The following is a 12,314-nucleotide window of genomic DNA, read 5'->3' on the forward strand; positions in this document are numbered from 1 at the left end:
AACAGTGCTCTTCGCCGCTCTGGCGTTCTGCATCGCCGCTCCGGCTGTCTCATCCGCTGCCGAAGCTGATGTGGTGGTCAGGATGCATCACAGGCATCATCATCATCACGGTACCGCCATCGTTATCAACGATGGGCGCCGCATGCATCACCGCCACCACGGCAGGGTTGAATTCTACGATCACGGCAGACGCCATCATCACCACTCCACCACCGTCGTCGTCAAAACCTCCCGTCATCACCGGCACCATCATCGAGTCGTTGTCCAAGGCGGCACCTCGTAACGAGATTTCGCCCAAGGTACAGAAAAGGCCCGGTAGCCGGAGCCGCCGGGCCTTGATCTAAAGTTCCATGGGCTCAGCCCATCCTCACCAAAACCATTCCGACAGAATGGTCGATCTCGACACGGTATTGATCGCCATGGATGCTCTGCATCTTCTCGGCAATGAGGCGAGCCAGCACTTCGATTTCGGCGCGCCCTTCGCCTTGGTCTCAGTGACGGCGTTGGCAATGATCTGATTGCTATTCGCCATATGCTGATACCTCCGGGATGTCGCCGGCATCCTGCTCGCCGTCGTCAAGCGCCCAGCCGGCCGACGAGCGAGACGATCTGCCGATTCTGGTCCTCCGAGCATCCTATTTGGCGTGCGAGGGCTTCGACCTCGGCAGGACTGAGCTCCGGCTGCGTTGAACTAAGCTCCGGCTGTTTTGACCGGTCTGACATCGGGTGTCCTCCGGCAGGAGGAACTTACGGTTCTCGACAATGTTCCGGCGGCGGTCCTATGGCCAGACGACACAAATGTGGCCGCGCGGACATCACTTTCTGTAGGGCGAACGACCGCCATTATGATGAACTAACTATGGCGTCGAGCACCGGAGGCCCACCGGACCCTAATGGCCAAAAGCGCCCGGTGTCCAGCGGTGGATAAGGCTCTACTTCCGCGTGATCCATTCCAGCAAGCGCGGCTCAACCTCTTCGTAGCCGGTATAGTCGCGAAATAACTGAGCAGCGAATTCCTGCCACTGGCCTTCAGCGATATGTTCTTCACGAACCAAGACCCGGAAGGCCTCGCGCATAATATTGCAGTCGAACGCCGACACTTCACCCCGTGAGCGGAAAGCCGCCATTACAGTCACTCCCATACCAGGCGGGAGCATTACAAGGCCTCAGGCGTCCCCCTTCCGCAACTGGATACCGGCTGCGGCAGGGGTTCGCAAGCGAATGTCCGGGTACAAACGTAAATGGACAAGTCCGTCGTTATATAATCCAGTATACCTTGTGCTTCCGAGCAAGTTTTCGCTTCGGCAGATTTCCAATTCCGAACTTTACCAGAATAATTCTGGGCTCTTGCAGACATGTCGACTGTGATAGATGCTGCCTCTCGGCCTCGGGAGGGGCTAGAGGATGAAAATCAAGGAGTGGATGGCGCTGGGCGCCATTGCGGCACTTTGCGGCTGTCAGACGAGCAATCAAGCTGATTACATGCAGATTGGCTATGGGCCAAGTTTCGATGTCGCCCATGCCCAATGCGAACTGCAAAAGGGTTCGGCTGACCAAGGCTATATTGCCATGGGATCACCCGGCTTTGTCGCGGGTGCCGGAATTGGCAACGCTCTCGGCAACTTGGCTGCCGAAGAGCAGTACATGAAGAACTGCCTCATCCTGAGCGGATGGAAACGTGCGCCTCACGGTCAAGGAGCCGCCGCCGCAGCAGCCGTTGCAAGTGGCGCGCCTCCGACACCCTATGGGATAGCCCGCGCACCTGGCAGCTGGATCAACACGGCTCTGCTGGACTGGTCGGACACCAACAACAAGTGCGTCGCCGGTGACAAAGCTGCGTGTGCTATTCGCGCGAAACTTGGCGCGAAACTGCACGCCGCCGGCATCAGCCCGTCCCCAGTTTAGAGGGTCGACAATGCGGCTTTATCCTACCACATGCGTCGGCATCGCCCTAGCTTTGAGCGGATGCGGCGCCGACTATCTCAACAACTATGACACCGTGACATTGGCGGCCGGCGATGCGAACCGTACGAACAGCCTCTCGCAGACCGTCGACCCTTTCAATCCGAACACCCGGAATACGCACATTGAGGGCGACGGCCAGCGAATAGCAGGTGTTCAACAATTTCGGGGAACAACCCTGGCGCCCGCCCAACCGCCCGGCATCGTGGTGAATGTAGGCGCGAACGACCAACATCCCTGCGACCTTCGAACACAAACTGACAGCGCTGACAGGGCGTGCGGCGAGCGATCTGCCGAGGCGAAGCCAGGCGGCCGTACCGGCCACGAAACGGACTACTAGCGCGCACGGCCGATTTTGACATAAGCTACAAGATCCACTGGCGATGCTGCCATCGCGGTGCCGCATCGCCTCCGCGATCACTTCGAAGACGCTGCCGACTTCCTCTTAAATCGCGGCTACCGCGATGCCCTGTCGGTCCGCAGCTTCCATCACCTGGTTAACCAGATCGTTTATCGTGGCCGGGTCTTCGGTCACCGGATACGGCAGATGCTCTGCCATCCATCGATCGAAGAAATTGGCGCCGCGTGTGCTCATTCTTCCATAAGCAGCCGGCGCATATTAGGTTCCGCTTATCTTGGCGCGCAGCAGCAGCTAGCGTCGAGGCCAAATCGGCGATTGCCAGAGCAATGCAGGAAAGTCGCTTTGACCCCTCGGTAGTGTTGCGCCATTGCAACCGTACGGGGGAAAACCGCGTGTCTCCACAATCGATCTACATTCCTTTAGGGAATTCGTCTGATATACTGGGGCTGAAGTCGGGCAAGGTGGGAAACCCAATGAAATACATTTTGGCAGCAGCGATGCTGGGCGCCACTCTCACGTCGGCTATGGCGGCTGATGTTTTGAACGAGCTTCCGGTCGCTTCCACGTATGACTGGACCGGAGCTTATATCGGGGGCCAGATCGGTTACGCCTGGGGCCGGGACCACATTGAGGATGAAATCCTCGGCGGAGGCTTCTCGGATTATTCGGATAGCTTCAAGGTCCGGGGCGTGACCGGCGGTGTTTTTGCCGGCTATAGTATGCAATGGGGCAACGTTGTCGGCGGCATCGAAGGCGATATCGAGGCCTCCGGAATTGTCGGCCACAATCCAGACTGGCCGTTCGGCACCGATGACAATACCCATATCTACGCCCAAGGCTCATTGCGCGGGCGCTTGGGCTATGCCTTCGACAATTGGCTGCCCTATATCACCGGTGGTCTCGCCCTCGGGGACATTCACACGAAGTTCGAAGATGGCGCGGCAACGGATTCCGAGTCGCGCATCAAGGCCGGCTGGACCGTCGGTGCTGGCGCCGCCTATGCCTTCAACAAAAACTGGGTTGGTCAGGTCGAATACCGATACACAGACTTCGGCAAGGTTACGACTGCCACCACCAACACTGACTCGTCCTTTGTTGAGCACGAACGCATCAAGACCAACGAGGTCAGAATCGGGATCGCTTATAAATTCTGATCTCCATCAGCGTCTACCCGAGGGTAGCTTCCGCGATCACACCATGTCCTTTTGAGGTAGATTAGCCGATTGGCATATGCGGCGGACCTCGGTTCGCCAGGCCGGCGTCAAATTCAGGCAATTCTCCCCAACGAGAGGCGCCGGCCACCCACATCTTGCTCATTCTTTCCGGAAATCCTGAAGCGAGGCATGGCGCAAATCCTCCTCGCCCCGGAGGTGCTTCACCCTGCCAATGATCCCGGGTTGACCCATTGGGTCGCCGGCCGCTTCATGCCGCAGTGGATCGCGCTTGCCATCATCACCGGAGCAGGCGCCCTCGGAAATTCAATCAACGCCAAGTTCAAGGCGGTCGGCACTACGCTCAACAGCAGCGGTTCGTGATCGCGCGCCTTTTGGCCAAAGCCTCAACATGTCTGTGAACATGATCGAAACTAGGACGCGAAGGCCCCCCGCCGCCGTCATTCAGGCCGACCATGTTCGTGATGCACTATCGCTTCGATGATGGTGCGGTAGAGGCTGTCCACTTCCTCGTCGAGCTCGACCCGCTTGATGCCGAACGCCTTGGCATCCGCAATTAGCTTATCGGTAAGTTCATCCACGCAGATGACGTCTGGTTTCGCCGTCTCGGGGATGTTGTTCGCGATCCATTCATGCAGGAAATCGATGCCACGCGCGCTCATTGAATCATAAGCTCGATCTGCGGTTTCGGTTCCGGGCCCGTATATTAGCCTCCGCTTGACGAAGCTGTTGCCCGCCCCAGACTCATGGGCATGGCGAAGGTCATCAACATCGGCGATGAGGTCGCAATTACCGCCACTGTTCGGCGGCGCGTCACCGAGGACCGCGTGAGCGTTTCAATCCCGTCCTACGGCCAGCCGCATTTCGATTGTCGACGAACAACAGAGGTGACGAAGGGCCAGCACATCGAGCTGATTGGCAACGTCACCCACCTACTCGACAAGAACCGCGTGACGGTGAACCTGGGCATTCCCGTCACCGTCGATGCCGCTGTCGTCAGGCTGGTGAACGCCTACAAGCCGCCGACGAGAAAGAAGCCGGTGGTGGACAAGCCAACCTAAGGCACGCTCCCATCTGCAAAGGGACCGCAATAATTCCGGGAACTTTTACCATGGCGGGATGTTGCTGGCCCCATGACGAAGCTTTCAGACCTTGGCCTCCCGATTCCCGGCAAGCGGCACGACGGCGAGCCCTCCGATGAGGACGGCCATTTCTATAAGTGCAAGATCTGCGGCCAGCCGGTCGACATGCGCGACCTGCGCCAGGTAATGTGGCACGAGCAGCCTAGGCACGAGCGGCTGAAGCCCGAAGTCGTCAAACGCTCCTGAAACGCAAAAAGCCCGCCGGGCCGGAGCCAGCGGCTCAACGACCAGAATGGTTGCTCACAGCCGGTGAACCGCCCTATGATCGGCAGGGGTTGGGAATAAGATGGCGCCAAGGTTCATAGCAAAACAGCTTTCCTGGCCGGCTGGTATCGCCGGCTGGCTCGTCCGAGCTGGTATGAACCGGGGAAACGCCCGGCTGAACGACTTCGCTCTCGATCAATTACAGATTGTTCCGGAAGATCGAGTGCTGGAAGTCGGATTCGGCGGCGGCGCAGCAGTGCAGCGCCTTCTCCGTGGCGCGTCATTCGTCTGCGGTTTTGATCGCTCTCGCGATGTGGTGAGCGCTGCCGCTCGCCAGTTTGCCGATGCGGTGCGCGCCGGACGAGCCGAGTTTCACGTCGGGGCGGTTGAAAAGCTGCCCTTGCCGGATGCAACATTCGACAAAGCCCTCAGCGTCCACACAGTATACTTCTGGCAAAGCCTGAAAGCCGGATCTGCTGAGTTGGCACGAGTTCTCAGGCCCGGCGGGCGGATCGTTTTGGGCTTCCTTCCCAAGGCGCATATGGACCGGATGAACATGCCAGCAGATATCTTCACCCCACGTGAGCCGGACGAGATCACAGCTGCTCTGCAAGGTGTGGGGTTCAGCGAGACGGAGGTTCGAAAACGGAACTCGGAGACGGCATGGGCCGTCGCGACAGGTATACGAAACTGAGCTGTCCGCGTGCGGAGCGCTGCGACAACAAAAAAGCCCGCCACCTTTCGGCAGTGGGCGATTCTGGAGTGTGCTGGTATCAACCAGCGTAGTGTCAACTACTCCGAATAGATTGGTTGCCCGGTTTGTGCTATGATTCGAGCCGCGGGAAAGAAGCAAAAACGCGTCACCGAACCTGTCGCCGATCGCGAGTTTACGGCCGAAGCTGATTACTATGCTCGCAAGTTCGGCCTCACCCGAGACGAGGCCCAGAGCATCCTTGACGAAGCCAGCCGCCGATCCAGCCCCCAACCGCAACGACTATAGACACGACATCGATGGACTGCGTGCCGTAGCGGTGATCGCCGTCATGCTGTTTCATTTCGGCGTGCCCGGCCTTGCCGGCGGGTTCGTCGGGGTAGATATCTTCTTTGTAATCTCGGGCTACTTGATCACCGGTATACTTGTTGGGCCGAAACGCCTCTCTGTCGCCGAATTCTATGGTCGGCGCGTGCGCCGCATACTTCCGGCGATGTTGCTGGTAATTGCCGTATCCCTCATCGCCGGATGGTTTCTGCTCCTGCCGGGTGATTATGATAGCCTAGGGAAAAGCGCCGCCTATTCCTCAGTCGGGTTTGGGAACTATTACTTTCTCTGGAACACGGGCTATTTCGACCGCGAGGCCGCCCTACAGCCGCTACTGCATCTTTGGTCTCTCGGTGTTGAAGAGCAGTTTTACCTCGTGTGGCCAGCTCTGATGCTTGCCCTCAGCCGTATTTCGCGCGGTCGGCCGACTATTGCGGTCGTCGCAATCAGCTTGGTGGCGATCGTCAGCTTTTCGACAGCGGTTCATTTGGTCGCCACCGATCCCAAACAGGCATTTTATGCCCCCTTCAGCAGGGCATGGGAATTGGCTGTCGGTGGAATCCTGGTCTTTGTTCCTTTGCCACGGCGTTCATCCGTCGATTGGTTAGGTTGCCTGGGCTTGATTATCATTGTGCTGAGCATCCTTCGCTTGTCGCCGGACGATGCGTTCCCCGGAGTGAATGCACTGGCTCCAGTTTTTGGCGCCGCGTTGCTGGTTTGGCGCCGCTCGCCATCGCCAGTCACCGCCGCACTGTCGTTCTCGCCGCTACGTTTCACGGGCAAAATCTCGTACAGCCTGTATCTCTGGCATTGGCCGATCCTTGTTTTCTTCCGTCAATATGCCGACGGTACTCTACCGACGGCGATCGAGACCGGAACAGTCTTCCTATTCACGTTTTTGGCCGCCACGCTCTCATGGCGCTACATCGAGGAGCCCGTACGTCGCCTCCAGCCTATGCCGTTGAAAGCAATCACCGCCGGAGCCGCCGCAGCTTTGATGGTCGCATGGAGTGGCAACGCGATCTCGCAAGCTGGCGGGTTTACCAGCAGGGTTTCCGATGATGCCTTGGCAATGCGCAGCCTTAAGGTGATGTGGGATTGGCCATGTCCGCAGACGGTCAACATCCCTGAACTCCGCGTTACCTACTGCGCGTTCGGAGCTCCTTGGGTGACAGCCAAGCACCACGGTATACTCTGGGGTGACAGCCATGCTGACCATCTTGCCCCGCTAATTGATGTTGTCGGCCAGCTGGAAGATACGGCATTTTTTCTGTACGAACCCTGCCCTGCGGCGCTCGGCGAGCGCATCTATCGCAACTTTCCCGAGGCGCCCAACTACAAGGACCGCTGTGCGTCATCGCAGAAAGCAGCCATCAACATGCTACGCCTGCGGCCTGACGTTGATGTCGTGGTTCTGGCCGCCGCTTGGTCTGGACTGCAATTCACCGATATCGTTGCTGCCGATGGACATCAGGCTGACAAGGTTTCATTGGTGCGCGAGGGTTTGCAAATGCTCCTTCCAGAGATTGCCGCGGCCAATCGACGGATCACAATTGTTGCTCCAACGCCAGGGCCCGCCGAGGATCTGACTTCTTGCGCTGTTAACAAGGAAAGTAACCTTCTCAGGCGTCGATGCTCGACCGAGATGAACAGCAAATGGGCCACATCGGTGCGTCGACCGATTACCTCGGCCCTCAAATCGCTGGCAGCGGAGAACAATTTATCGTTCGTTGATCCGGGTCCTGGGATGTGCCCAAATGATCAATGCACAACTTACATCAACGGTGAGTTCATCTACCGGGATGCCTCACATCTGCGACGGAATTTGCGGACTCAGACGAAGGAAGCGCTTGCGAAGATGATTGGCTTGGACGCCATAGCAGAACGAGCCAAACAGCCAGCTCCAGCAAGCTAGGGTATGATTTTCAGCCAGCGGGCAGTTCAGATGGGACGGCCGCAGGGTTCTAGGCGGCCGGCTTCCCAACCCTTTTGTCTGTCATATGTTCCAGCAGCCGGCATGGCCGGCAACAGGGCAGCGACATGCTTACCTCGCGCGATGTTCTGGTGATCGACGAGGCGGGCATGGTCGGCACGCGCCAGTTGGAGCGCGTGCTGTCCCATGCCGCCGAGGCAGGCGCAAAAGTGGTGCTGGTCGGCGATCCGCAGCAGTTGCAAGCCATTGAGGCGGGTGCGGCGTTCCGGTCGGTCCACGAACGTCATGGCGGCGTCGAGATCGGCGAGGTCCGCCGCCAACGGGAAGACTGGCAGCGCGACGCCACGCGCGATTTGGCGATCGGCAGGACCGGAGCTGCGATTCGGGCCTTTGACACTCATGGCATGGTCCATGCCGCCCAGACGCGGGAACACGCACGCAACGATCTGATCGACCGCTGGGACCGCGACCGGCAGGCATCGCCTAACCGCAGCCGCATCATTCTCACCCACACCAATGACGAGGTTCGCATGGCTGGATCACGCGGAGAAACCGCCTTCCATTTCCAGCGGCTCATGACCCGGCTCCCGATTGAGCTGCCGGATATCATATCGACCAACTTGACCACAGATTGGACAGACGTAGGGGTCGTGTCCCATCGAGTGGTGTAGCTGGCGGTTACGAAGCCGCTCGCGAGCGCGCCGTTAGTAGCGCTGTAGCGAGTGAGCGGGGTGTCGGTGGTCATCGGCGTTTTCCGGTAGGGTTTGGTTGTTGACGCCACCCCATTTCGGAAGGACCACCGATGACCGACGACATGATGAACCTGCGCACGCTCGTGGAGAAGACCCCGGATGCCGATCTGCTGCGCGAGATGATCGGCTTTGCCGCCGAGCGGCTGATGGAAATGGAGGTGGGCGCGGCCACCGGCGCCGGCTATGGCGAGAAGAACCCGCTGCGGCTCGCCCAGCGCAACGGCTAAGGGACACGATCCGTAGGCCGTCACACAGTCGCGGGCTCGTGGCGATCGACCAGCGCCAGCAAAGCTACCGATCAGACTCCGAACGAGGCGGGCACCTCCGGTGTGCACAGCCCGTGATCTGGTTGAACTGCTCGGCATGGGCGATCTGAACGTTTGCGCGAAGCCCTGCTGCTGAACCGCACTTCAAACTCTGAGACCGAACAGATGCACTTCAAGCCAATTGCTATTCCTGTGAGAATCGCCTCTTTTTCTCCAAGGACCAATCGCAACGCAGTTTGCTGAATCCATGGTCCCCAATCTTGAAGGCGACCGGCGTCTGCCCCGCCCCCCCGACCGGCGTCGGTCGCCTCACTCTTCGGGCAGGTTCAACTGTAGCTAAGTTTCGGACTAGCTGCTCCTAGTCGCGAGCAGTGACGGAGTACCCGTTGCCGTTAACGCAGGTTAATGCGCCGGACGGACGACGCATGCGAAGGTGACGTTGGTGGCTCCGACTCGACTCTTTGGTTAGACGTCGGACCAGAGAGAGAAACCAATGAGGCACAATCGCCCCGTGATCTCCGCCCTTGATTTTGATGTGATAAAAAACACACTCAAAGCGATAGTTGCCGAGGGCGGCATCCCCAAGTCCGAATGGGAGCAACAAGCTCGTGATCTCGTGAGAATTTTCTCCGGCACCGGGCCAGACGAGACCGTGATTGGAGTTCTGCTTGAGACCTGCCGGACCTGCATAGGCAACACGTCCGGAAGGGAGCAGCCTCCCTTCACGCGCGGTGGCGGTGCTCACGTAGGAGGGCATCAAGAGAACTGCTTGCCAGAGGCCGTCGCCAAAGGCGTAGAGTAGACGGCGCTGTTTCGTTAGCGTTGAGCGATGGTAGCCTTTCCGATTAGATCGTTGGGTGTGTTGGAACGGCCTCAGGCTTTAGCCTTTCGCTTCGTTAATCGGACTTTGGTCCCGGTTGCTTCCGACCGAAGCCCAGCATCCGGAACCTTCGATTTTGCGTGGAGTTGGGTCGCGGCCCGTAATTTCGTCACGTGTGATGCTGGTGGAAGATGGCACTCTCCCGACGATTGCTGATGTGCAAAATGACCCTCGACTGTCCCCATTGCGGTTTCGCTTTGAAGAGGGCAGGCAGTTGGTTTCAGGTCGTTTCCTCGCATCGATGCGAGGGGTGCCAACGCCAGTTTCGGATCACCTATCCCGACAAACTCAGACTCTTCGCCAAGCATGAGCAGCTGCCAGCACTCGAAGAGGCTCAGCGCTTAGCCCAGATTCCAGCAGAGTGATCTCGATCAAATCGCGGGCGTCCAGATCACAACTTCCGCCCCCCACACTGGCCTGCCAATCCAACGGATTATCGAACAATGCTAGATCGAACTGTCACATCCCGTGCCTTGGGTATGCGCGTCGCCAGCCTTCGAGCCAGAATGCAGGCGGCCGAGATCACTGAAGGCGAATTGATGACCTTCCAGAAGGTCGTCGCGATCATGGAGGACGGACTAGGTCGTATCGATGGCGACTATCTTATCGCGGCCTCCTTCGTCAACGACCTGGCGCCGGACAACGTGGCCGACCAGGCCGACACTCAGCAGACTTTTTGACTCCCGTGCCGAAGCAGCCAAAGCCGCAGGCGACCTTGTGGGAGCGGGAATTGCCCGCGTTCGGATCGCCGCTATCGGACCCTATCGCGACGAGTTGGCCGGCTTGGGGATCGCTCCAGCCGCCATTCTTACCGCGATGTTCAGCGGAAGCGCGCTTCTGGCCTTTGTGATCAACCCTCATGGCGCAGGGCTCTCGCCGACAGCCCTGGCGGGGCTCGCTTACGCCAGCTTGCTGGCGGGCTGATCGGATCGATGGCAGCTGCCGCGGTGAGGCCCGTGGATTTGGATCCGGTCGAAGGGATCGTCTTGGTGACCGCGCATGTCAATGACGCCGAACTGAGATCGCGCTGGCAGTGCTCGGCGTTCCCGCGACCTCATGCATGGCCGAAGCGGCATGATCCTGCCACCAGGCTGATAGCCCGCCCCGGCGTTTCCCGGCCCGGGCTTCCTCATCCGGTGCTGCATTGGATAATCGACGGATGCTCTTCAAGAGCGGTGATCGTACGGCGCTAGGGTGCGCTCCGCCGGAACAATTTACCTCCGCTAATGTTCAGGGTAAAACTTAGCGGAGCCTAATGTGAGATTCTTGCCCATTCAGGAACCATGCGACACGTGGGCGGTATTCGACACCGCGATCGACGAGCCGGCCGAGTTTGCAGGTGAGTGCCTCATTGGCCTCACAAAGGCTGCCGCTATTTTGCTCGCTGCCAGAGCTAACGAGGACGAAAGAAAAAACCGTTGCCGGTGTGAATCGAGCGTCAACGCAGGGGCTCCCGTTGGGGGTCTTCAGCAGCAATTGCGTGTCCAGTCGTGGGGATGATGAGTGACGAGGCCATGGCTGCTGTATTGGCTTCACGGGATTACGAAGTGCAGGTCCTCGGTATATTCGACGCGGCGAATAAGAAAGAAGTTGCCGTTGAACTTTGCCGTTTAGGGGAGGCAGTTCAGTTTAGCGCAAATGCGTCAGTGTTGGGCTCGGACGCCAGATCTTTGGATGCGGTCGACAGTGAGAGGTACGTGCTCTTGCCCGTGGGGGAGAAGAGTCATGCCTCAATCCACCGTTCGCAACTGTGTATTGAAAACTCTGACTCATGAAGATTTCGCCCTTCTACGGCTATGGATGCGTCGCGTCGCCCATCACGCCAGCTGGAGATCGTATCTCAGCCAATCGAGCTGATACATTTTCCTGAGACGGGAATCGCATCCGTGGTCGCCGCTATGCCCGGAGGGCGGCAAAGCGAAGTCGGCATCATCGACCACCGCTCTCCAAATGCTCGAATATCGGGGGCTGGTTCATGCCAAGCGCGGCGAGATCACGATTGGTGACCGCGCCGGAATGATCGCAATCACGAATGGTGCCTATGGCGAGGAGGAGCAACGTCACTTCGACATCACCACCGGCTGATTGTTCGGAATCGGACATGCCCTTGAAGGCTGTCAGATCTTGGCGATAGATCATATTGCTCTGGGTTCAGGGAGGTGTTCTTGATGAGCAACGCTTTTGATTCCATCACGGTTGAAAGAGCCGAGTAGGGCGGGCGATTTTCGTTTGCGCTTACGCACCGCCATACACAGGCCTCGATGGCCGACGCCCTGTTCACCTGCTTGTTCCGGCGTGAGCTCGTCGGGGCTGTTTAGGCTTGGCCGACCGCTGGTAACCGGCCAAGATTAATCCGCCTCCCGATTGCCGGGGCCATGGAAGAAGGTTTGGATTTCCTCCATGTCGACGCGGCCGTCACCGTTTTCGTCTATTGCACTGAAAATGCGGTCTACAAAGTCCTCGATTTCGCTCTGTGAGACCGATCCATCGCCGTTGGCGTCCACGATGGCAAACATCATTCGCACCGCTGCGCCATGCATCATTCTTGGTCCCATGCGGGTGCGATCTTCGAGCATGCGGTCTCGTTCACGCGGGCCCATTCT

Annotated in this window: 16 protein-coding genes and 2 pseudogenes; 12 read left to right on the forward strand and 6 right to left on the reverse strand. The window is 58.6% G+C overall.

From position 1 onward, the window contains the following. Positions 1-49: 49 nt before the first annotated feature. On the reverse strand, positions 50-268 hold the full coding sequence (locus tag FJ970_RS25420) for a hypothetical protein (protein ID WP_181178750.1): 219 nt from the start codon (positions 266-268) through the stop codon (positions 50-52). A gap of 121 nt (positions 269-389) precedes the next feature. Here FJ970_RS25420 and FJ970_RS33700 point away from each other — a divergent pair, with 121 nt between their 5' ends. After that, positions 390-518: a hypothetical protein gene (locus FJ970_RS33700; RefSeq protein ID WP_263489405.1), complete on the forward strand. Its 129-nt coding sequence runs from the start codon at positions 390-392 to the stop codon at positions 516-518. A gap of 414 nt (positions 519-932) precedes the next feature. On the opposite strand, the gene FJ970_RS25425 is transcribed toward FJ970_RS33700, so the two are convergent. After that, entirely contained in the window at positions 933-1,127 is a 195-nt protein-coding gene (locus FJ970_RS25425) for a hypothetical protein (protein WP_140762657.1), read from the reverse strand. A 277-nt stretch (positions 1,128-1,404) separates the two neighbouring features. On the opposite strand from FJ970_RS25425, the gene FJ970_RS25430 reads away from it, so the two are divergent. Next, entirely contained in the window at positions 1,405-1,905 is a 501-nt protein-coding gene (locus FJ970_RS25430; RefSeq protein WP_140762654.1) for a hypothetical protein, read from the forward strand. Between the two features lie 10 nt (positions 1,906-1,915). Further along, the gene (locus tag FJ970_RS25435; RefSeq protein WP_140762651.1) at positions 1,916-2,302 is read left to right on the forward strand and encodes a hypothetical protein; all 387 of its coding nucleotides are present in this window, start codon (positions 1,916-1,918) and stop codon (positions 2,300-2,302) included. Positions 2,303-2,407: 105 nt separating this feature from the next. Here FJ970_RS25435 and FJ970_RS25440 read toward each other — a convergent pair whose 3' ends face one another. Next, entirely contained in the window at positions 2,408-2,557 is a 150-nt protein-coding gene (locus tag FJ970_RS25440; protein WP_140762648.1) for a DUF768 domain-containing protein, read from the reverse strand. Between the two features lie 239 nt (positions 2,558-2,796). Between FJ970_RS25440 and FJ970_RS25445 the strand changes: the two genes are divergently transcribed. Continuing rightward, positions 2,797-3,477, forward strand: a complete 681-nt coding sequence (locus FJ970_RS25445; protein ID WP_181178749.1) for an outer membrane protein — start codon at positions 2,797-2,799, stop codon at positions 3,475-3,477. Positions 3,478-3,666: 189 nt separating this feature from the next. Next, entirely contained in the window at positions 3,667-3,858 is a 192-nt protein-coding gene (locus FJ970_RS25450) for a Flp family type IVb pilin (RefSeq protein ID WP_224598513.1), read from the forward strand. Positions 3,859-3,935: 77 nt separating this feature from the next. Here the strand turns inward: FJ970_RS25450 and FJ970_RS25455 are convergent, their stop codons facing one another. Beyond that, the gene (locus tag FJ970_RS25455) at positions 3,936-4,157 is read right to left on the reverse strand and encodes a DUF768 domain-containing protein (RefSeq protein ID WP_140762643.1); all 222 of its coding nucleotides are present in this window, start codon (positions 4,155-4,157) and stop codon (positions 3,936-3,938) included. 90 nt (positions 4,158-4,247) lie between these two features. On the opposite strand from FJ970_RS25455, the gene FJ970_RS25460 reads away from it, so the two are divergent. The 7 genes and pseudogenes from FJ970_RS25460 to FJ970_RS25490 all read left to right on the forward strand — a co-directional run bounded on the left by FJ970_RS25460 (position 4,248) and on the right by FJ970_RS25490 (position 10,391). Beyond that, on the forward strand, positions 4,248-4,556 hold the full coding sequence (locus FJ970_RS25460) for a hypothetical protein (RefSeq protein ID WP_140762640.1): 309 nt from the start codon (positions 4,248-4,250) through the stop codon (positions 4,554-4,556). Positions 4,557-4,628: 72 nt separating this feature from the next. After that, a complete protein-coding gene (locus FJ970_RS25465) occupies positions 4,629-4,823 on the forward strand; it encodes a hypothetical protein (RefSeq protein WP_140762637.1) in 195 nt (64 codons plus the stop codon). Between the two features lie 172 nt (positions 4,824-4,995). Next, a complete protein-coding gene (locus FJ970_RS25470) occupies positions 4,996-5,535 on the forward strand; it encodes a class I SAM-dependent methyltransferase (protein ID WP_181178748.1) in 540 nt (179 codons plus the stop codon). A gap of 259 nt (positions 5,536-5,794) precedes the next feature. Continuing rightward, positions 5,795-7,795, forward strand: coding sequence for an acyltransferase family protein (locus tag FJ970_RS25475; RefSeq protein ID WP_181178747.1), 2,001 nt, complete (start codon positions 5,795-5,797; stop codon positions 7,793-7,795). Between the two features lie 89 nt (positions 7,796-7,884). Further along, positions 7,885-8,343 (forward strand): annotated as a pseudogene (locus FJ970_RS25480) (AAA family ATPase); the annotation flags it as partial. 272 nt (positions 8,344-8,615) lie between these two features. Beyond that, positions 8,616-8,789, forward strand: a pseudogene (locus tag FJ970_RS25485) (IS256 family transposase); the annotation flags it as partial. Positions 8,790-10,217: 1,428 nt separating this feature from the next. After that, positions 10,218-10,391 carry a hypothetical protein gene (locus FJ970_RS25490; RefSeq protein WP_318013033.1) on the forward strand — a complete coding sequence of 58 codons (174 nt, stop codon included), beginning with the start codon at positions 10,218-10,220 and terminating at the stop codon, positions 10,389-10,391. Between the two features lie 1,249 nt (positions 10,392-11,640). Here FJ970_RS25490 and FJ970_RS25495 read toward each other — a convergent pair. Beyond that, positions 11,641-11,850: a hypothetical protein gene (locus FJ970_RS25495; RefSeq protein WP_181178746.1), complete on the reverse strand. Its 210-nt coding sequence runs from the start codon at positions 11,848-11,850 to the stop codon at positions 11,641-11,643. A gap of 209 nt (positions 11,851-12,059) precedes the next feature. Further along, on the reverse strand, positions 12,060-12,287 hold the full coding sequence (locus FJ970_RS25500) for an EF-hand domain-containing protein (RefSeq protein ID WP_181178745.1): 228 nt from the start codon (positions 12,285-12,287) through the stop codon (positions 12,060-12,062). Positions 12,288-12,314: the final 27 nt, after the last annotated feature.

It is taken from the genome of Mesorhizobium sp. B2-1-8 (genome assembly GCF_006442545.2).
Taxonomy (GTDB): Bacteria; Pseudomonadota; Alphaproteobacteria; order Rhizobiales; family Rhizobiaceae; genus Mesorhizobium.